Origin of the sequence: Flavitalea plasmicola (assembly GCF_030546645.1) — a bacterium.
GTDB lineage: Bacteria > Bacteroidota > Bacteroidia > Chitinophagales > Chitinophagaceae > Puia.
In genome coordinates this window covers 216,677-237,315 of record NZ_JAUOTO010000010.1, presented here as the reverse complement: position 1 = coordinate 237,315, position 20,639 = coordinate 216,677, and the positions used below count along the sequence as shown (strand labels likewise).

The window sequence follows — 20,639 nt, the reverse complement described above, 5'->3', positions numbered from 1 at the left end:
CCCCTTAATTTTATATTGAAAATTGCACAATGAACAAAACATCGGCCGCAGTATCGGGCTTATTCCTGGTCACCTTATCGAATGTATGCCTGACTTCCGTATCAATGGCGCAGACGCCTGTCCTGGAAAAGATCTGGGAGACGGATACCGTCGTCGCCATCCCCGAGTCCGTATTACCCGATGCCACAGGTAAGACCCTGTATGTCTCCCTGATCGATGGAGGCGGATGGGATGCGGATGGTAAGGGAGGCGTGGGCAAGCTCGGCGTGGACGGGCACGGCTATGATCCTTCCTGGATCACGGGACTGAATGCGCCCAAGGGGCTGGGCCGCCGGGGCAACAGGCTCTATGTCGCCGATATCACCGAAGTGGTGGTCATCGACATCCGGCGGGGCAGGATAGAAAAAAAGATCGCCATCGAAGGAGCAAAGGCGCTGAACGATATTACGGTGGACAGGAAAGGCACGGTGTATGTGTCGGACTCAAAGACCGGCAAGGTCTACAAGATGGAAAAAGATGTCCCGAAATTATATATGGAAAACCTCAATGGCGTCAATGGGCTGATGGCCAGTGGCGACAGTCTGTATATCCTGGCGAACAAGGCGGTGCAGATCGCCAGCGCATCTGGCGGCCCATTACGCACCATTACTACCCTTCCCAATGGCGGCGACGGGGTGGAAGAAGCCGGACATGGGGACCTCATCGTCTCGGAATGGGTAGGTTTTGTTTATTATGTTCACGCGGACGGGGTGAAGGACCTCCTGCTGGATACGCATCTGGCCAAAAAGAATACGGCCGATATCCATTATGACAGGGCTGCGAAGATCTTATACGTCCCTGGCTTCAATGCAAAGACGGTGACGGCCTACCGGCTGAAGTTCACGGGCAGCGCCACCGGAAGCGCCAGAACAACGGCGTTGCCCAATGTGCTGCTGATGGATGCTCCCTGGCTGAGCGAGCTAAGAGAAAAATTAGCGGCGAATGATCCCACCGCCTTGCAGTATGCCCGGAACCTGCGGCAGCAGGCCGATAAGTTCCTCGACATGCAGCCGGTGTCCGTCATGTCCAAACAGCGCACCCCCACCAGTGGCAACAAGCATGATTACATGAGCCAGGCGCCGTATTACTGGTATGACAGCAGCAAGCCGAACGGCCTGCCTTATAAAAGCCTGGATGGGCAGCGCAACCCGGAGATCTATAAGATCACAGACAGGACCTACATCGGTCAGCTGGAAAGCGCTTCCAGGTCACTGGCCCTCACATGGTATCTGACGGGCGAGGAAAAATATGCCGCCAAAGCGGCCGTTCTGCTGCGCAGGTGGTTCCTGGAAGACAGCAGCCGTATGAACCCGAACCTGGAATATGGCCAGGCTATTCCCGGCCTCAACGATGGAAGGGGCATCGGTATCATCGAGACGATCGCACTCATGGGGATCGCCGATGCGGCAGGACTGCTGGAAGGCGCCCCTTCGTGGACAGCTGCGGATGCCGAAGGTCTTCGCGGATGGTATGCGCAATACCTGCAATGGATGCTCACCAGTCAGAAAGGACAGGACGAGCACAATGCAAAGAACAACCATGGCGTCTGGTACCGCGCACAAGCCGCGGACTATGCGCTCTTCACAGGGAACAAGGAGAAAGCCAGGGAGCTGGCGGAAGAAGGTAAAGCCCGCATAGAAAGCCAGATCGAGTCGGACGGCAGGATGCCGCTGGAGCTGGCCAGGACGAACGCCCTGCATTACAGCGCCTATAACTTACAGGCATTTTTCCACCTGGCGAAAATAGGGTCCCAGGTGGGTGTCGACCTGTGGCAATATCGCAATAAGTCGGGCGCGGGCATCCGGACATCGCTGGACTGGCTGCGGCCTTATGCCATGGGAGAGAAGAAATGGGAGTACCAGGAGATCACGCCTTACAACAGTAAAGACTTCGCCACATTGCTGATGCAGGCGAGCCGCGCATACAGGGAACCACAATACCTGGAATACGCAAAAGCCCTTGATGGTGGACAAATTCCCCAATTCCCTTAGTTGAAAATGACGTACCTTTTTGCGGTGACTGTTAATCATTAAACCCACTGCAAGATGAAAAAAAATTTACTGCAATTTGCGGCCTTAGTCCTTATTTCCATTACTTCCATCTCCCTTCATGCACAGATTAAAGGCGATCCGGCTCCCGGCGGTCCTTCGGCGGAGCAGGCTCCTCCCAAAACGTCTTCCCGGCTCAGCTCCGACCTCAAAAAACTATACGATGACAATGGTGCGCGGGTCAAAGTGGTCCAATCCACGAAAAAGCCCACGCAACCCGATGACGCCCTCAACGCCTATCTCCAGATCATCGGGGATAAGGTGGTGGTGGACGTGACGGTGAAAGGCGATCCGCAGGCTGCCCGTGCCGAGCTGGTGAAAATGGGTTTCCAGGTGAAAGCTTCGTATGGGCGGGTGATCTCTGGCCTGATGCCTATCCGCTCGCTGCCGCAGCTGGAATCGGCTGCGTCCATCCGTTTTGCCAAGCCGGCCTATAAGCCTTTGCATCTGTCGGTGCAGAATGGTGCGATGATGGCTCCCAAGCCTGTAGCGGCGCCTGTAGGCGACCAGGGCGATACCGCGCAGCGCTCTGCGCTGGCCCGGAAAAAATATAAAGTGGATGGTTCCGGCGTAAAGGTCGGTATCCTCTCCGACAGCTATAACAACTTAGGCGGCGCCGCTGTGGGCGTCAAGCATGGCGAGCTGCCGGGCCCCGGCAATCCCTTCAACTATAAGAAACCTGTCCAGGTCCTGGAAGACCTGGACTCCAACGGTACGGATGAAGGAAGGGCCATGGCGGAGATCGTGCACGATGTGGCTCCGGGTTCACAGCTGGCCTTCCACACCGCTAACTTCGGACAGGCCGATTTCGCCCAGGGCATCATACAGCTGGCCGATGCAGGCTGCGATGTCATTACGGACGACGTGATCTATTATGCCGAACCTTTTTTCCAGGATGGGATCATCGCCCAGGCGGTGGACCAGGTGAAAGACCGGGGCGTAACCTATTTCTCCGCCGCGGGCAATTCCAGCATCCGCTCCTACGAGAGCGTTTACAGACCTACTAACGTGGAGCCCCTGGGCGCCGGCAACGGCTTTGCCCATAATTTCAGCGCTCCCGGGACCACTCCCCGATATTTCCAGCCCATCTATATCCCACCCGGCGGAAGCATCATCTCTTCCTTTCAATGGGACCAGTCTTCCTTCTCCGCCAGTGGCGTAGGATGTGAATCTGACTATGACGTCTACCTGCTGAACAACAACCTGCAAGTCGTGGCCTTTGGCGCCTCCAATAATCTGCTCAGCGGCGACCCCATCGAAGTGTTCGGGTATTTCAACGCCACCAACAATCCCACGTTCTACCTGCTGATAGTAAAATATGCGGGACCTGACGCCACCCGGCTGAAATACCTGCTCTACAACGACGCGTTGTTCTACCTCACCACCAATCCTATTCCCGGGATCCTCTCCCCCGCCCTGGTAGGCCATGCAAAGGCCGAAGGAGCCATCGCCACGGGAGCGGCCTTTTACCTGGAGACGCCTGTCTACGGGGTGGATACGCCCGTCGTGGAAGGCTTTTCTTCCGTAGGCGGCACGGCGAACTATTATGATATATCCGGCAATCGCATTGCGCCGCTGGTCCGTCACAAACCGGAGATCGTGGCGCCTGACGGGGCCAACACCTCTTTCTTCGATCCGTTCGGCAACGGGGATATCTCCGAGGACAAGGACAGCCTGCCCAATTTCTTCGGAACCTCGGCAGCCGCGCCACATGCGGCCGGCGTAGCGGCCCTGATGATCGACGCGCAAAAGCTGCATACGTTGAAGCCGGCACAGATCAAGGGGATATTAAGTACCCATGCGGTGGATATGGACGATCCTTATACGGATGGTTTTGACAAGGGATTTGATTTTGCGACGGGCGCCGGGCTGATCGTCGCGGACAAAGCCGTGGGCGAAGTGAAATTCCCCAACCTGTTCGTCAGGAACCTGCAGCTGAAACCATTGTGCTCCAGCGATCCGGCGCATACCCGTAACTGGGAGATCATCAACCCCAATCCATTCGAAGTGAAGATAGACTGGCTATTGCTGGGTTCCAACCAGCATGGCAGCCTCACCGTACAGCCCGGCGACACTACCTTCAGCACCGGCGTTCCTTATTATCATAATACGCCGCTGCCAGCCATCGCCGTCATCGACTGGGAAGACAACTTCGGGTTTACCCGTATCGACCTTGCTTACGGCAGCAGGGCTGTCTGTGGCAAGGAAGCCGTCTCCGCCGCCAACAGCGACCAGCTGATCAGCGGACAGGCGAATAATCTGGGAACCGCCATTGGCAAACCCGTGAATGTGGCGGAAGTATCTCCGAATCCCTCTTCGAACACATTCAGATTGTACCTGTCACTGGCCGGAGCGGAGCAGACCCGCCTGGGATTGTATAGCGCCGATGGACGGCAGCTGCAGGTGAGAATGGTGCCTCAGCCCAATGGAGTCGTGGATATCGACGCGAGCGCTTACAAGCCGGGGGTTTACTTCCTGAAGGTTGAGCAGGGAGGGTTTACGAAGACGATCAAGCTGATGAAGAAATAAGACTACCAGAGAAATAAGACTACCAGAGAAATAAGACTACCAAAGATCGCCCCGCTTCGCGGGGCGATCTCTTAATAATACAGCGGACACCACGCCACTCCCTTCGCAATGCAAAAATCCGCAAACCGCACCTGCTCGTCTCTCAGGTACGAAGTCTTGTTCAGGCTGCGGTAGATGCCCCACTTGGGCCGTACAAAAGTCGTTCCGTTCCGCCACATGTCGATGTTCGTATTGGTATAGGACAGCAGGACGGAGTCATCCTTCAGCCTGCGGATGGTGATGGAATAGGTGCCGGCCGTTTTGTAAATAATGTGCTCTTCCGCCTCGACCCAGGCGCCCTTAAAGGGCGTCAGGTCCACCTGCAGGACGGTGCCCAGGCTGGTGGCGCTGCCGGAGCCCGTATGGATCACCTGCATCTTGTCGGGGTGACCAAAGCGGGGCGTAAGCGTAATAATAGGCGCGCCGTCGTCGCCGTCACCGGCTTTGATCTGGTGGATATGCGTGAAGCTGGGAGAAGGCTGGAAGCCGCTGTCCAGCTTGAATTTCCAGTGATGGGCTACCGTGTCGTTCAAAAATCCTTTCAGGCTGTCCGGGGAAGGCCCAAAGGTCTTGATCTCATTCCGCTGCCGGTCGAAAGCGGAACAACGGTCATTGTCAGGTGTAAGATGCATGTCGAAGAGGAACACATATTTGCACAATGTGCTGTCATACACTTCGCTGATATGTCTTCCAAAGTCGGGATGGCTGCAGTCCGGCACTTCCTCGGCGTTGCTGCCGCCCCCCAGCACGCTGTCGATCAGCTCGTAGGTATTGCCCGGACCATCGGCTTTCAGGATGGTGCCCCTGGGCAGGCCTTTTTCTTTTTCATATTCCCAGAGTTTGCGGCAGGCAAGCGCCATTACCAGCATGGAGGCGGGTATGGCCAGATAGGCGATCTTTCGCATATGTTAAGGTTTAATTGACGATAGTCGTCCCCGCCTGCCGGGATCAGCGCGTGGTATTTTCCGCCTGGTCGAGATGCAGGTCCTTCACGCCCGCCACGTGAAAGAGGGTGAGATCCTTACTATTTTTCAGCACAAATACAGGCGCGTCCCCCGGCTTCTGCGCACGTACCTGACGGAAGTCAGCGCCCTCCACATCGTCCAGGATAAACGCCGGCCGGTGTTCGGGGCTCATAAAGCTAATGGTCACGTCATGCATGCGCAGGTCCTTCACATGGCGGATGAAAAAACCATACGCCGGCATCTTTCCAAACCGGTAAGGTTCGGGATAGTCCTTTTCCAGCTCAGGCACTTCCCGTGCCGCCATTTCGGCCGTGCCGCCGCCCTTGTAGTAAATGCGGATATTGCTCATCTCCAGGTCTTCGATGGGATGACCGGGCAGGCCGCTGATGATCGCCCCATGGCGGTAGTCCGCGTTGTACACGACGATATTGCTGAGGATGATCCTGCGGCAGGCGCCGATGGGAATGGTGTCGGGTCCCCGCATCCTGGCCCCCAGGCGGATGAAAATGGGCGCATTGACGATGTCCCGCATGGTGATATTGGTGATGGTGACGTCTTCCAGCAATCCGCCGTCCACGGTCTCCAGCGCGAGACCCCGGGAGTAATCGAACACGCAGTTGGAGATGGTGACATTCTTAAAGCCGCCATTGGACTCAGTACCCATCTTGATACGACCCGTGGTCGTGCTGTCGGAATATTTTTTGTGCTCCCTTTTGAAGGTGCCGTCCAGCAGCGTGCCCTCGTCATACCCGCTGACCTGGCAGTTGGTGATGGTGACGTTCTCCGTTGCCTTCGCATAGCCCAGGCCAAAAGAGCTTTTCAGACAGATGCCATCGTCATAAGGCGAGTTGACGGTGCAGTTGGAGACCCGCACGTTCTTGCAGCAATCGATGTCGAACCCGTCCCGGTCTGTGTCCACTTTCATATTGTCGATGGTGAGGTTGTCCACGCCGGTGGCGAGAATGGCGAAATGTCCTCCATGCAATACCGATACGTCCCGGATGGTGACATTATAGCACAGCTTTAAGCCGATGGCCTTATTGCCGCCTCCTTCCGGAACATTGGTGCTCCTCGTCAGGTCCTTCCCCCAGATGCGTCCCGGTCCCAGGATAGAAATATCGTGCAGGCCTTCTCCATAGATGAGGCTGTTCTTCCAATGGCTGTGCCCGTAGTCCTGGTATTGATCGAAGGCATTGGGCTCCGGCTTGTCATAACCCACTTTGTTCACCGGGGCGGCGGCGATGATGGTAGCGCCCTGGTCGATATACAGCGATATATTGTTTGCCAGCCGGATGGTGTAGGTAAGATAGTTGCCGGCAGGGAAATACACCGTGCCGCCGCCGGCCCCCGCAGCTGTCGAGATGGCCTTGTTAATAGCGTCGCCGTCGATGGCTTTCCCATCGCCTTTGGCGCCATAGTCCAGGACATTGTAGACAGGGGGGGCGGCAGAGGCTGTATAACTAACAACAAAAAGAAGCAGGATGATCAGGGATCTATGCATATCATTATTTTAACACCAACAAATAACCGCCCCCGGCGGCCAGGTCGAGGTCCACCGTGTCGGCGGGCCTGAAAGAAGCCTGCGCCAGCTCCACGGCCACCGGATTGCCGGGCGTATCCTTCACCATAGTCGCGGCGGCGGGGTTCTTCAGAAAGCCGAGTGAAATTTTTATTTTGCGGGGAGCCGTCCCATTCATAACGGCGACGAACCATTGCGTTCCTTTCCGCCGTGCAAAAGCAGCCAGCTCCCCTATTTCGGAGCCGGGGAGGACGATGGTCTCATCCCACGCTGCGGGGATCTCTTTGATGATATTCACCGCGGGATTGGCGAGCAGATTTTCCGGACTGGCGGCATAGGTCAGCATGGGCTCTCCTCCCATTACGACGGCGCTGGCGATCTGGTGCGCCCAGCTGGTATTGCGGCGCCGTTCTCCGAAATGCACGACCGTATATTCTGCCGGCCCCGCCAGCATCCGGGTGAAAGGTATCGTGGTCTGCAGCGTGGCCCTGTCCTCCAGCTTGCTGGATTCCATGCCTTTCACCGCTTCTCTTGTCATCTCGTTCGGCCAGGTGCGGGAGAGTCCCGTGGGCTTATTGCTTCCATGGAAATCCACCAGCAAGTGCTGCTCCGCCGTCTCCTTCAGGATCGCATCATACAGATCGATGACGGCTTTGGCCTCGTGGTCGAAGAAGTCGATCTTCAGTCCTGCGATGCCCAGGTCATGGCAATGTGAAAAAAGCGTGGCACGGGTGGCCGGATCATGCAGGTCTTTGGAATGCATCCAGAGCCAGATGCCGACATGCTTTTTGCCGGAGTACTCTACCAGGTCCCTGATCTGCGCGTCTGTCCATTTGCGCCAGAACCCTTCCAGGATATTGTATTCAAAGCCCAGCTCGGCCGCCTGATCGGTGAATTTCTTCATGACTTCCGGCGTCCCCTCTCCTCCCCCGTCCAGGTACTTCCAGACGGCGCGCCCGGGACGTATCCAGCTGGTGTTGATGCCCTGGGGGAACAGGGAAGGATCAGGCGCGGGGCAAAGGTCCTGGAGGATGTCATTATTTACCATCGTATTCAGGTCCTTTCCTACCATCACCACCCGCCAGGGCGTGGTGATGACGCCCCTGACGGCCGCGGGTTTGGAAAGCCGGGCCACGTCCTCGGCGCTGTAGCGCAGCACATATGGATGGGAGGCGGGCTGATGCTGTGCCATTCGCAACACCAACCCGTTGTTCCCATCTGCCTGTAAAGCCATGCCACTATAGCCCCAAAGGGCCGCCTCAGTAACGGCAATATATACTCCTTGCGGCAGTCGCAGGGTGGCAGGGGGCGCCACCCACTGTCCTGCTGCCAGCTGGGATAATTGTTTTTTTATGTGTACGCCCTCGTAATGTCCCACCATGTCATGGTACCAGATGGAAGCGGCGCCGGGAAAATTAAATACGGTGGCCTCATCCGGCGTGCGGGCGGCGGAGTCGGCGCCGGGAACGATGATGCGGAAAGCCGCCCCGTCATTGAATACACGAATATCAAGCCGATAGGCCACTGCGCCATGCGCCAGCTGCAGCTCCAGTCCATTGCATTCATTGACGGCCACGGCATGCACGCCCCGCCAGGGATATTTTTCCCGGACCTGGTATTTGCGATCGCTGCTGATCACCGCACCTTCCGTAAGTGAAACGCCGTCCAATGAAAACCTAAGCGGGGACTGGCCGACCACCGGCAGTCTGCCGGAACGGATCGTAAAAGTCAGCTCCTTCCCCGGCATCAGCTCGAAGGTGAGGAGGCCATCCGGACTTTTAACGATATAGGAAGGAACGGAAGCTCCCAGGATGGAGAAGTGAAAAGATAATAGGAACAGGAAGAGCATAAGGACGCGCAAACGCCGGGACTCTATCATATGGCTGTCGGTTTCATCAGTGAAAAATAGTTATTCGATCCGCCCGTAGCGGTAATGCAATTGAATACTATTTTCGGGGCGATTAATTTGTGTAATTAGCAAAATATTCAACAATTCTGGCATAAGCTTCCCGGTGATTCAAATTTATCGGAATATTATGCTGAAATAGCTTCACTAATAATTGTATTGCCATGGATATGCCCGGTCGATCTGCCAAGAATATCCCGCTGCTGCTGGCGGCGGTGCTGCTGTCTTTCCAACCATTGGTTCCGCCAGCGGGCCGCCCCGGTCGCCAGCGGTCGGACGCCACCTCCGGGCCAAAAGTATGGCAGTCAAAGCTCCTCCATGTGGACAAGGATGGCAAGCTGCAATATATCCCCGACGAAAAAGGGAATATCCTTCCTGATTTCAGCCGGGTAGGCTATGAGCAGGGGGATCAGCCCGTTCCCGACCTGCCCGTGGTAAAGACAGTGTCCCCGTCTGAGGTAAAGACAGTGTCTCCGTCTGCGGTAAAGACAGTGTCCCCGTCTGAGGACGCACAGCAGGCCATCCAATCCGCCATCGACGAAGTATCGGCGCGAACGCCCGATGGGAATGGCTTCCGGGGCGCCATTCTTTTAAAAAAAGGATTGTATACAATACCAGGCGCCCTCCATATCCGGGCCAGCGGCGTGGTGCTGCGCGGGGAAGGGAACGAAACGAAGCTGGTCGCCGCGGGAAAAGGACAACGGGCGCTGATCGACGTATCGGGCAGTGGCGGCATCGAAGAAGAAGCGCATAGCCACGTACCCATTATCGATGATTATGTACCGGCGGGGGCTACCTCTTTCAAGGTGCAGGCCGCGGAGGGTTTCAGGGTTGGCGACCGGATCATTGTCTTCCGTCCGGGCACGGATGCCTGGATCAGGGACCTGAAAATGGATGTCATCGAAGAGCGGCAGGGCACCAAACAATGGCAGGCCCATGAGTTCGACTTCCGATTTGAAAGAACGGTCACTGCCGTCCGGGGCAACACCATCTTCATAGACAATCCCATGGTGATGCCGCTGGAAAAAAAATACGGCGGCGGCGAGATCTTCAAATACCGTTTTGACGGTCGCATCACCCAGGTGGGGGTGGAACGGCTGTATTGCGAATCAGAATATGCCAGCGACACGGCCGAAGACCATGGATGGGACGCGGTCTCCTTCAATAAGGTAGAGAATGGATGGGTAAGGGAGGTGACATCCCGGTATTTTGGCTATTCCTGCGTCAACCTGGGGAGCCTCGCGCGCAATATCTCCGTGCTGCGCTGCAGCTGCCTCGACGCAAAGTCACAGATCACGGGCGGGCGGCGTTATTCGTTCTGCAACACGGGACAGATGAACTTCTTTGCCGATTGCCATGCCACGGAAGGCCGCCACGATTATGTGACGGGGGCGCGGGTCTGTGGTCCCAATGTATTTTATCACTGCAGCGCGGAGAGAACACATGCGGACATCGGCCCTCATCACCGGTGGGCCATGGGCACGCTGTACGATAATATCGCCACTGATGGCGAGATCAATATCCAGGACAGGGGCAATTGGGGCAGCGGCCATGGCTGGTCGGGCGTGTGGCAGATCTTATGGAACTGTACGGCAAAAAGAGCGGCAGTGCAGAGTCCATGGGTCTCCGGCAGGAACTATTGCATAGGATTGAAGGGAGATAAATACGAAGGCCGGCTCAAAGGCCGGCCCGATGGAGAATGGGAAGGACAAAACCAGGATGGGCTGGCGCCGGCGTCCTTGTACCTTGCGCAGTTGAAGGCGCGCACCTCTCCCGGCAAACCGCCAGGTGACCAGGAGAACAAACAACTGATCAATAAATAAAAACTGAAACATGCAAGTGAATCATCTCAGGCTTTTAGTGTTCGCATCCCTTCTTTATGCAGGCGGCGCACGGGCACAATCATCCGTCGCAACGGACGCAGAGGCGCTGGTGCGCAAAGTGGCCGATCATATTATCCAGACCACCAGTTTCCGCTTTGTCAACAGCAAGACGGGCGAGAAATTCGAAACCCTGAAAGGGATCACATCCTCCCCGGATGTCAAGGCTGAAAGCAAGTTCAATAAATGGCAATATGTCAATGGCGTGCTGACGGTGGGCATGGTGCAGGCATCCGCCGCGCTGAAGGACCCGAAATATGCCGCTTATTCCCGGAAGAATTTCGACCTCATCTTCAGCAATCTCGATTTCTTCAAAAAACAATTCGATGCAGGTGTAAAGAACGTGGAATACCGGCCGGTGTTCCGCATCGGCTCCCTGGACGACTGCGGCGCCATGTCGGCGGGCTTGCTGGATGTCTATGCCTTCGACAAGCGGAAGGATTATATGGACTACCTGGAACGGGTAGGCGATTATATTTTGAACAAGCAGATCAAGTTGCCCGATGGCACCCTGTCCCGCGACCATCCGCATAATATGACCCTCTGGGCGGACGACCTGTACATGAGCGTGCCTTTCCTGGCCCGGATGGGGAAGGTCACGGGCGACCGGCGGTATTTCGATTTTGCCATCCAGCAGGTGGAAAACTTTAACAAGTACCTGTATGACAGCACCACCGGTCTCTTTTTCCACTGCTATTACAGTGACGAAGGTCTCAATGGCGTGGGACGCTGGGGACGCTGCAATGGATGGCTCGCCCTGGCCCAGACGATGCTATTGGACTACCTGCCCGCGAATCATCCCAAACGCGCCGCCCTCACGCGGCTGCTGCTGCGGCAGATCAAAGGCTTCGCCCGGTACCAGGATAGCAGCGGTCTCTGGCACCAGGTGCTGGACAGGCCCGACTCTTACCTGGAGTCTTCCGTCACCGCGATGTTCACTTATACCGTAGCGCATGCCGTCAACCAGGGATGGATCGACAAGAGCTATATCACCATTGCCCAGAATGGGTGGGAAGGACTGGGCACGAAGGTAACGGCCGAAGGCGAGCTGCAGGATGTCTGCATCGGCACCAATATCGCTGAAGATATCCGCTTTTATTATACCCGTCCCCGGGAGACGAATGACACGCACGGACTGGGCGCTTTCCTCCTGGCAGGCACGGAGATCGTGCTGGCGAAAGATAAATTGGTGGACCTCACCAAAAAACGCTGATCCCTTTATGAAAAGAACCTGCCTGCTCCTCGTTGCAACGACAATTTTAGGTATCGCCCATGCCCAGCAATTGCCGGAGCCCTATGCCACGACGCCCACCAAGCGCAGCAGTAAGGTCATCGGATGGCCTGAAGGCAAAACGCCCATTGCTCCCGCTGGTTTCACCGTCACCCGGTATGCCGGCCGGCTGAACAGCCCGCGGTGGTTCTATATCCTGCCCAATGGGGATCTCCTGGTCTCGGAGTCACAGACGAGCCGTAAAAAGAGCGCCAACGACATCCTTCTATTCCGGGATGCGGACCAGGACGGCGTGCCCGAGCTGCGGGACACGTTCATGACGGGCCTCAATCAGCCGCTGGGCATGTTGCTGCTGCATGGCTGGTTCTATGTGGGCAATACGGATGGCGTCTACCGCTGGCCTTATACGGCGGCCCAGCTGCACATCACGGGCAAGGGACAAAAGATCATGGACATGCCGCCGGGCGGCTATAACAATCACTGGACGAGGAACCTGATCGCTAATGCGGATGGATCGAAGATCTATGTGTCGGTGGGGTCCGGCAGCAACAATGCGGAGCATGGGATGGCCCAGGAAGCGAGAAGGGCGGATATCCTGGAGATCAATCCCGACGGGTCAGGAGAGCGTATCTTCGCATCCGGCATCCGCAACCCCGTGGGCATGGACTGGCAGCCGGGGACAAAAGTTTTGTGGACGGCAGTCAATGAAAGAGATAGTTTGGGAGACGACCTGGTGCCTGATTATTTCACCAGCGTGAAGGACAGCGGGTTTTATGGCTGGCCTTACGCTTATTTCGGTCCGCATGAAGACCCCCGGCTGAAAGGTCAGCGACCGGACCTGGTGGCCAAAACGTTGGTACCGGATGTATCCGTAGGCGCTCATACGGCCTCGTTAGGGCTGGCTTTCTATACGGGCCGGGCTTTCCCGGAGAAGTATCGGGGCGGCGCTTTCATCGGGCAGCATGGATCATGGAACAGGAGTGAATTTTCAGGATACAAGGTGATCTTCGTGCCTTTCCGTGACGGGAAGGCCGGCAGGCCGGAGGATTTCCTCACGGGGTTCATTGCGGATGCTGCTAAGAACGAGGCGTATGGCCGGCCGGTGGGGGTCATCGTGCTGCGCGATGGGTCGCTGCTGGTGGCGGATGATGCGGGCAATACGGTGTGGCGGGTGCGTGTAGGGAAATAGGCTCTCCGCACATATGTGCCAGCTTCGAAGGATCTCCGTGCTATGTTAAAATTGATCTCTATCCTCCCAGGGGGTTGATGTACCATTCACCGAGGGCCAAAGCAGATTGTCGAGATCGGCATCCATCTGGCTGTCAAGGCTTCTTGTATTGCAGAGCATGACCCAGCAAAAGCCATTGCTGGCCCGGACGATCTCAGTAAGCGTACCCGGCAAACTGCCATTGTGCCACCAGTTATTCTGGTTGTTCACAGCCCAGCCGCAAGCATAATTCGGGTTGCCGGAGGAGGGTGTCGTCATTGTCGTTATCGTTGCCGGATTCAGGATATCCGCCACCCCGGAAAAACCATCGACATGCGCCAGGAACCGTGCAAGGTCGGTGGCTGTTGCAATCCAGCCTCCATGACTATCCATACGGGTGACATTCATACTGTATGGATCTTCGTTGCTCTGCCCGTTATAGATCACTTCGCCGGACTTTCTATCGGCCAGGGTATTGCCGCCGATTACCATATCCGAAATACCGCAGGGGCTAAGTACGACGTCCTTGCAATACTGTTCATAGGACTTCCCGCTAAGCTTCTCGATGACCCGTCCCAGTATGCAATAACCGAAATTGCTGTAATAATACTGGCCCCGCCTGTTGCGATCGGTATAATTATTAAAAGTCCAGTTGATCAGCTGCGGCTGGCTATAAGATGTATGTTGAAACATTGGGTCAGAACCGTCATTCGGCCAATTGCCGGTGGTGTGATGTAATAGTTGATCGATGGTGATATCATTTAACTGGCCCAGGTAGGTTCCTGCGTAATCATTCGCTAATATTCCGCCCGTACCGAATACTTTGGAGTCAAGCGTTAGTTTGCCGTCTTGTAATAGTTTCATGATCGCCGCGGAGGTGATCTGTTTAGAGACGCTTGCCAGGCGGAACAGGCTGGTATTCTTAATTGAAGTGGTATCTGTTGCGCTCATTTTACCGTAAGACTTAACATATATCAACTTGTCGTTATGGATGACCGCGATGCTCATTCCGGGAACAGACCAGGTCGACATAAATGTCTTAACCGCATTATCCACTGCCGGGACATCCTTCTGAACCGGGGGTTGGGTGGGATTCGTTGTCCCACCGCCAGGGTTAGTGCCTGTTGCAGGGGTTCCGCCGCTTTTCGAGCACCGTACGAAACAAGCGATAAGAAGAAACATGCATCCCCATTTCAATAAAGGCGCCTTTCTCATATTTAGAATTTAGTTGCCGCAAAATAAGCCGGAGCATTGCAAAAAAAATGGTCATTTAGCAGTAGGTGGAATTCACTACGCAATTCCCAGAAAAAGCCGCCGAAAAGGCAGCCTCTTTGCCCCTTGTCAGACAGAGATGCAATGGGAGATAACTCCGGACGCCCATTATTTCTGGCACATTAGTTGCCACTACCCGTCTCAATATTTTACACATCTTTTTAATGCCATGTTCCTACGCTTACACAGTCAGCGGTAGGTGAACCCGTATAATGTATTGTACCTTATGAGAACAATTGTATACCCGCTTCTTTTTTTGATGGCTTTTCCCGCACTGGGCCAATCCTTTATTCATCCCGGACTCCTGCAGAAGCAGTCCGATTTCGAGCGCATGCGGGAAAAGATCAGACAGGGCGCAGAACCCTGGGTTTCGGGCTGGAATATATTACAGGCCAACAGGCACGCCTCTGCTGGTTATATCGCCCGCCCCACCAGCATCGTATACAGGGGATTCGACGGTGTCCATCCTGAAAATTACAGTATCCTCTACAATGATATTGCCGCAGCATATGCGCTGGGCATTCGCTGGAAAATATCCGGCGACACCGCCTACGCCAATGCATCCATCCGGATACTGGATGGGTGGTCGGACTCCCTGAAAGCCCTCGGAGGTACCAACGACCGGGTGCTGGCGGCAGGTCTTTACGGATATGAGATGGCCAACGCGGGAGAGATCATGCGTACTTATTCAAGCTGGGATACGGCTGCATTTGCCCGGTTCCGGCAAATGATGTTATCTGTATTCTATCCCGTCTGCCATGGGTTCCTTACCCGCAAAGAGCGCTGCATGACACATTTTTATGCCAACTGGGATCTCTGCAATATGGACGCTGTCATGGCCATCGGCGTGCTCTGTGATGACCGCAGCATCTACAGGGAGGCGATCGACTATTTCAAGAATGGCCCCGGCAATGGGAATATCCTGCGGACCATCAGTCCCGTTTATGGGGACAGCCTGGGGCAATGGCAGGAGAGTGGAAGGGATCAGGGGCATACCACCCTGGGAATAGGTGAGATGGGAGCCCTTTGCGAGATGGCCTGGACCCAGGGTGACGACCTGTACAGTTATGATTCCAGCAGATTTTTAAAAGGCGCGGAATATGTGGCCAAATATAACCTGGGGGATTCCGTTCCCTATACCACTTACACCAACTGTGTGGGGGTGAACCAGCCTGTGATCAGCTCCGGCTCAAGGGGAAATATCCGCCCTGTCTGGGAACTCGTCTATAACCACTATGTGAGACGGAAGGGATTGCAGGCGCCCAACTGTGCGAAGATGGCCGCTGCTTTACGGCCGGAGGGCGGCGGCGGCAATTACGGCCCCAACAGCGGAGGGTATGACCAGCTGGGATATGGGACCCTGTTATATACATTGGATCCCACCGCGGCTGCTCTTCCTCTCACCCTCCTCGCTTTCGACGGTCACCGCCAAGGCACGGACGCGCTGCTCAACTGGACCACGGCCGACGAGATCAACGTCAGTCGCTTTGAAGTGCAACGCAGCCTCCATGGCGGCAGCTTCGCCTCCATCGGAACGGTCGCGGCAAAAGCAGATGTGCACAGCTATACCTATACGGATGCCGCCGCACAGGATAGGGCCTGGTTCTACCGGCTGAAGATGATCGATATGGATGGGAAATACAGCTACAGCAGGATCATCGCCCTTTCCGCCAGCAGCAGCCTGGATGGCGTGGGCCTCTTCCCCAACCCCGCCCATGGCTTTGTGACCGTGCGGCATGCATTGGCAACAGACAACAACGCACTGGCACAGGTGCTGGATATGAGCGGGCGTGTGCTCCGCACTGTGAAGCTGGCTCCCGGCGCCTCGCAGACCACGCTTACCCTGGATGGGCTGGCGGAGGGCCTCTACCAGGTCCGCTGGACCAATAAGAGCCAATCGGTCACAAGATCGTTGCTGGTGCAATAGTTTTTTTTCTCTCTTTGGGCAGGGCAGCCAGGATTTGGCTGTCCTGCTTTTTTTATAGGGCCATGGCTTCTTTAGGTGGCTAGGGCTTCTTCTGGGATACGATCGTCTCATATATCTCTTCAAAATTAAACGCAATACAACAAATTGACTAACAAATATTTACATCATCATCCTCTCGACGTTTAAATTCAATATCAAATCCTTTTTTATGAAGATTTGAAACTTTTGGCCGAGAACTGAACCAAGGCTGAAAGCAGATGTAATTATCTTATAAAAATGTTTAAATTTGAAATATGAATCGTCGCACAAATATAAGTTTTAGGGAAGCTATTGCAGGAGCCGGAACTTCCGCCAGGAAAAAGGCATTTCGCAAAAAACTTCCAGTAGCGATCTCCGAGAATGGTAAGACAATTCTCGTCTATCCGGATGGCAGCCGTAAACCTTTTACAAAAAAGGCCTTACAGGAACTTCAGTATGCCCAAGCCTAAGTTTCGGTTATTTGGAGGCCCAAATGGATCTGGCAAAACCCATTTGTTCAAGAAATTCAAGCGCCTGGGTTATATTCATACAGAGATCTATGTGAATGCAGATAAAATTGAAGCGGAACTCAGGAACAAACGAAAGTTTAGTTTTAATGCCTATCGCGTAAAAGCAGACAACGAAAGTTTCAAACAACATATTGTTGATTCGGGCCTTTATCAAAATAAACTTAAAGATAAAAGCTTCGTAAACCATTTCACCATTCGGTCGGGCGTATTACGCATTGATCGGCTCGTGGCGGTTAACTCCTATCATGGATCGTTTGTTGCCACTTATCTCGCAGAAAAATTAATCGAAACCAAACAGCCATTTGCCTTTGAAACTGTAATGTCCCATATCTCAAAAGTAGAATTGATGCGGGCTGCCAGGAAAGCAGGATATAAAACATATCTCTATTTCATATTTACGGATACCATTGAAACAAATGTTGCAAGAGTACAATTAAGAGTATTAAGGGGCGAGCATGCCGTAAACGAAGAGACAATAAAAAATAGGGCTCCCAGGACTTTTGATCTTTTACCAGCGGCATTTAAAGAAGCAGATAGCGCATACATAATTGACAACTCAGATGAGGCAAAAGCAATTCTGATAAAAGAAGGACATACTATACATAAGGCCGGGGTAATTCCAAGAATTATAAAAGAACCGCTCCGAAAAATAATAAGAGCTTTTAAAGGTGAGATTCTAGAAATGAAAAATTAACTTCATCCAGCACCTGTATACACGACGAAGGCCCCAGATCCGGCTCCTTCCACTGATAAAGCGCCCATACAACTTTTTTATCCGGCGTCACCTCGATGACCTGCACCACTTTATCCCAATCCTCTTTCCGGAGAAATCCTCCCCAGTTGGAGATCACGGTATTGCCGTTGGAGAGCCGCGCTACGCCATGCACGGTATAGAGTGGGAATCCGGGCAGGTCGTCCTTGTTGATCTCCCAGACGATGTCGCCTTTGGGGTTTACCTCCCGCACATATCCATGCTGGTTACCGCTGATCAGCGTATTTCCATTGCCTAGCCGAACGGCGCCCCAGGTGGAAGGCGCCTCCACGGACCAGATGGAGTCCCAATTCTTATTGTACTCCACTACCCTTCCCAGGTTGAGATGCGCAATAAGATAAGTACCTGCCGGCGTCATGCGGATATGACGGAATTGTCCATGCACGCTTTTGGGGTCGTCGGGGCGGGCAGTAGGCAGCTCGTGCTCCATCTCCACCCTGCCCGTGACCTTATTCAGCAGCAGCGCTCTGGCGGGCGTGCCATTGAGACAAAGGAATACTTTATCTGTTCCAATCGGCTGGGCCGAATGGCATTCCACGCCGGGCGGGCATTCGTAGCTCCATACGATCTTTTTCTCCGGGCTGACCTCGGCGGCGCCCGTTTTGCAGGCATAGAGCACGTGCCCATCCGGCAGCAGGTGGATATCGCTGAACTCCTGCAGCTGATTGCGTGTATCCTTGTTGGGTATGCGCCATGTCCAGGCAACTTTTCCGTGACGGACCAGGAATACTGTTTGAGAATCCTTTCGCGTGTCCCATTCCCCCGCATAGAGGAAATCGTGTTGCGCCATGCCTTTGCCGGGCAGGAAGGCAGGCGCGGGAGCGCGGGCGGCCGGGCGTGAAGGCCTGGGGGCCGCCCGCGATGAGTCCTGGGCATAAGCGCAGGTAAGGAGCGGCCCCGAGAGCATAGCCAACAAATAGCAACGGCCTGTGAAGTGCATTTTATATCAATTATACATTTCTCGACTATAACCCAATGCCATAACACCACTAATTCCTCCACTACAAACCATACTGTATCCGATTAATTCCACAACGGATCCCCCATTGGTCCATATGGATCGCCGGACGTCACCGCATTCATCTGTGTCTGGGGTATGGGCCGTAAGGTATCCTTCGGTACGATGTTGAATCTCCCGTCGGAATTGTGCGCGATGACACGGGGCAGCAGCTGGTGCGTCCTCACGAGGTCCCACCACCTTACCATTTGTCCGCAAAGCTCGCGGGAGCGTTCATTCAGGATAAAATCCAGGGACAGGTCGGCTTCCGTCACATCCATTGCCGCCGCATTACCCGTGGGATAGGCGGCCCTTTCGCGGATGGTGTTGATATATCCCAGGGCTGTCGTGGGCTGGTTCATCATGTAGGCGGCTTCCGCTGCGATGAGGTAGGTCTCCGACAAGGTCCATACGATGACGGGACGAATGGAAGGGGAATTCATATCGGGCCGTTTGGTATCCACATATTTCCGCATATAGGGAGACAGCTTGATATTATATTTCCGGGGGGGTATCAGCAAATAGCGGGTAGCCTTGATCGTTGCATCCGAAACATCGACACCGGGCATATAGCAGGCCGTATCGCCCAGGGCGAACCTGGGTTGGCCTGCCAGGGAGGGGTCGACGCCGGGAGGGACGGGACTGGGCCATTTCGGGATACCGGGACCATTATTGGCATACCATACGGTCTGGAAGGTCTTGCTATACCGGGTATCGTTGACCCTTTCCTTAAACACGGTGTCTGTCAGCCAGCGAGTGGGGACGGCGCGGATATAGGGCCTTCCGTCCAGGATATCCCGCTGCATGCCCGGGACTTCCGTCTCATATTTCGGCACCCACATATGCACCAGCACATTGTCTGGGCCGCTGCTGTTCTGCGTGGCGGAGCCGTTGTAGGCGATGTTGGACGTATGCTGAACGGTCCAGAGCACTTCCTTATTGGTTTCATTGCCTTCCTGGAATACGCTGCCGAAATCGGGGAGCAGGTCCAATCCCAGGGAGGCCCTGTCGTTGATCAATCCGGAAGCCATCGCATAGGCATTCTGGTAATCATCCGCATGAGCGGCGGGGGAGCTGGCCCTCGTCAGGTACACTTTCGCCAGGATATGCCTGGCGGCGGCGGCGGTGGCCTTACCCGGCGCCACACCACCCAGCGTTGGGCTGGCGGGGAGACCGGCGATGGCATCCTTCAGGTCCTGAACTATGAAATCATAGACGTCCGACCGGGGATCCCGCTTGGCCGCCGTGGTGGGTGTGCCCTGAAAATGTTTGTTCAGGGTGACGTTGCCCCAGAACTGCACGAGGATAAAATAATAATTGGCCCGGAGGAACTTGGCTTCCGACAGCATTACCAGTTTCTTGGCGCTGTCGATGCCCGGGATAGCAGGACCGAAGTCGATCAGCCCGTTGCACGTGTTGATGAAGGTATAAGCGTTGTTCCAGAGCGGCGTCAGCTTGCCATCGGAGGGCGTATAGCCGCTGCTGTAATAATTGCTATTATTCCCCGTGCCGTCATTGCCCGTGATGAACTCATCCGTGCCGATGCAGGTCATGGTGAAGAGGTTTTCCGTACCCCAGTTATTGCGCATGCCGGCATAGGCAGCGTCGAGGCCCGATTGAAACCCTTGCGCCGTCTTGAAAAAATCAGGCGTCACAATGGACTGTGGATTTTCTTTCAGCTGTTTGTTGCAGGCAGGTCCCACGATGGCCGCTGCCAACATCAGCACGTATATTTTTTTATGCGTATTCATATTCGTTGA

At 54.9% G+C, this 20,639-nt stretch carries 13 protein-coding genes; 7 read left to right on the top strand and 6 right to left on the bottom strand.

Annotated elements, in window-relative coordinates; genetic code table 11:
* Positions 1-29: 29 nt before the first annotated feature.
* Both Q4E93_RS31890 and Q4E93_RS31885 read left to right on the top strand, forming a co-directional pair.
* Positions 30-2,030 carry an alginate lyase family protein gene (locus Q4E93_RS31890; RefSeq protein WP_303592004.1) on the top strand — a complete coding sequence of 667 codons (2,001 nt, stop codon included), beginning with the start codon at positions 30-32 and terminating at the stop codon, positions 2,028-2,030.
* 54 nt (positions 2,031-2,084) lie between these two features.
* A complete protein-coding gene (locus Q4E93_RS31885; RefSeq protein ID WP_303592003.1) occupies positions 2,085-4,616 on the top strand; it encodes a S8 family serine peptidase in 2,532 nt (843 codons plus the stop codon).
* Between the two features lie 71 nt (positions 4,617-4,687).
* Here the strand turns inward: Q4E93_RS31885 and Q4E93_RS31880 are convergent, their stop codons facing one another.
* The 3 genes from Q4E93_RS31880 to Q4E93_RS31870 are packed head-to-tail and all read right to left on the bottom strand — an operon-like array spanning position 4,688 to position 9,018.
* Positions 4,688-5,560 (bottom strand): hypothetical protein, encoded by an 873-nt coding sequence (locus tag Q4E93_RS31880; protein WP_303592002.1) that lies wholly within the window; start codon positions 5,558-5,560, stop codon positions 4,688-4,690.
* 43 nt (positions 5,561-5,603) lie between these two features.
* Positions 5,604-7,121, bottom strand: coding sequence for a rhamnogalacturonidase (locus Q4E93_RS31875; RefSeq protein WP_303592001.1), 1,518 nt, complete (start codon positions 7,119-7,121; stop codon positions 5,604-5,606).
* A 4-nt stretch (positions 7,122-7,125) separates the two neighbouring features.
* On the bottom strand, positions 7,126-9,018 hold the full coding sequence (locus Q4E93_RS31870) for a glycoside hydrolase family 97 protein (RefSeq protein WP_303592000.1): 1,893 nt from the start codon (positions 9,016-9,018) through the stop codon (positions 7,126-7,128).
* Positions 9,019-9,215: 197 nt separating this feature from the next.
* Between Q4E93_RS31870 and Q4E93_RS31865 the strand changes: the two genes are divergently transcribed.
* From Q4E93_RS31865 to Q4E93_RS31855, 3 genes are read left to right on the top strand one after another with little or no spacing between them, the layout of a single operon-like run.
* Positions 9,216-10,868, top strand: a complete 1,653-nt coding sequence (locus Q4E93_RS31865) for a hypothetical protein (RefSeq protein ID WP_303591999.1) — start codon at positions 9,216-9,218, stop codon at positions 10,866-10,868.
* 10 nt (positions 10,869-10,878) lie between these two features.
* A complete protein-coding gene (locus tag Q4E93_RS31860; protein WP_303591998.1) occupies positions 10,879-12,138 on the top strand; it encodes a glycoside hydrolase family 88/105 protein in 1,260 nt (419 codons plus the stop codon).
* Between the two features lie 7 nt (positions 12,139-12,145).
* Positions 12,146-13,345 carry a PQQ-dependent sugar dehydrogenase gene (locus Q4E93_RS31855; RefSeq protein ID WP_303591997.1) on the top strand — a complete coding sequence of 400 codons (1,200 nt, stop codon included), beginning with the start codon at positions 12,146-12,148 and terminating at the stop codon, positions 13,343-13,345.
* A gap of 45 nt (positions 13,346-13,390) precedes the next feature.
* Here the strand turns inward: Q4E93_RS31855 and Q4E93_RS31850 are convergent, their stop codons facing one another.
* Entirely contained in the window at positions 13,391-14,578 is a 1,188-nt protein-coding gene (locus Q4E93_RS31850) for a serine hydrolase domain-containing protein (RefSeq protein WP_303591996.1), read from the bottom strand.
* A 283-nt stretch (positions 14,579-14,861) separates the two neighbouring features.
* On the opposite strand from Q4E93_RS31850, the gene Q4E93_RS31845 reads away from it, so the two are divergent.
* Both Q4E93_RS31845 and Q4E93_RS31840 read left to right on the top strand, forming a co-directional pair.
* A complete protein-coding gene (locus Q4E93_RS31845) occupies positions 14,862-16,562 on the top strand; it encodes an alginate lyase family protein (protein ID WP_303591995.1) in 1,701 nt (566 codons plus the stop codon).
* Positions 16,563-17,036: 474 nt separating this feature from the next.
* Positions 17,037-17,804, top strand: coding sequence for an ATPase (locus tag Q4E93_RS31840; protein ID WP_303591994.1), 768 nt, complete (start codon positions 17,037-17,039; stop codon positions 17,802-17,804).
* On the opposite strand, the gene Q4E93_RS31835 is transcribed toward Q4E93_RS31840, so the two are convergent.
* Both Q4E93_RS31835 and Q4E93_RS31830 read right to left on the bottom strand, forming a co-directional pair.
* Positions 17,773-18,822, bottom strand: a complete 1,050-nt coding sequence (locus tag Q4E93_RS31835; RefSeq protein ID WP_303591993.1) for an NHL repeat-containing protein — start codon at positions 18,820-18,822, stop codon at positions 17,773-17,775. The genes Q4E93_RS31840 and Q4E93_RS31835 overlap by 32 nt on opposite strands.
* 83 nt (positions 18,823-18,905) lie before the next feature.
* The gene (locus tag Q4E93_RS31830) at positions 18,906-20,630 is read right to left on the bottom strand and encodes a RagB/SusD family nutrient uptake outer membrane protein (RefSeq protein WP_303591992.1); all 1,725 of its coding nucleotides are present in this window, start codon (positions 20,628-20,630) and stop codon (positions 18,906-18,908) included.
* Positions 20,631-20,639: the final 9 nt, after the last annotated feature.

Coding starts and splice junctions, on each gene's coding strand:
- Q4E93_RS31890 (WP_303592004.1), top strand. CDS start 30: ATGAACAAAACATCGGCCGCAGTATCGGGCTTATTCCTGGTCACCTTA.
- Q4E93_RS31885 (WP_303592003.1), top strand. CDS start 2,085: ATGAAAAAAAATTTACTGCAATTTGCGGCCTTAGTCCTTATTTCCATT.
- Q4E93_RS31880 (WP_303592002.1), bottom strand. CDS start 5,560: ATGCGAAAGATCGCCTATCTGGCCATACCCGCCTCCATGCTGGTAATG.
- Q4E93_RS31875 (WP_303592001.1), bottom strand. CDS start 7,121: ATGCATAGATCCCTGATCATCCTGCTTCTTTTTGTTGTTAGTTATACA.
- Q4E93_RS31870 (WP_303592000.1), bottom strand. CDS start 9,018: ATGATAGAGTCCCGGCGTTTGCGCGTCCTTATGCTCTTCCTGTTCCTA.
- Q4E93_RS31865 (WP_303591999.1), top strand. CDS start 9,216: ATGCCCGGTCGATCTGCCAAGAATATCCCGCTGCTGCTGGCGGCGGTG.
- Q4E93_RS31860 (WP_303591998.1), top strand. CDS start 10,879: ATGCAAGTGAATCATCTCAGGCTTTTAGTGTTCGCATCCCTTCTTTAT.
- Q4E93_RS31855 (WP_303591997.1), top strand. CDS start 12,146: ATGAAAAGAACCTGCCTGCTCCTCGTTGCAACGACAATTTTAGGTATC.
- Q4E93_RS31850 (WP_303591996.1), bottom strand. CDS start 14,578: ATGAGAAAGGCGCCTTTATTGAAATGGGGATGCATGTTTCTTCTTATC.
- Q4E93_RS31845 (WP_303591995.1), top strand. CDS start 14,862: ATGAGAACAATTGTATACCCGCTTCTTTTTTTGATGGCTTTTCCCGCA.
- Q4E93_RS31840 (WP_303591994.1), top strand. CDS start 17,037: ATGCCCAAGCCTAAGTTTCGGTTATTTGGAGGCCCAAATGGATCTGGC.
- Q4E93_RS31835 (WP_303591993.1), bottom strand. CDS start 18,822: ATGCACTTCACAGGCCGTTGCTATTTGTTGGCTATGCTCTCGGGGCCG.
- Q4E93_RS31830 (WP_303591992.1), bottom strand. CDS start 20,630: ATGAATACGCATAAAAAAATATACGTGCTGATGTTGGCAGCGGCCATC.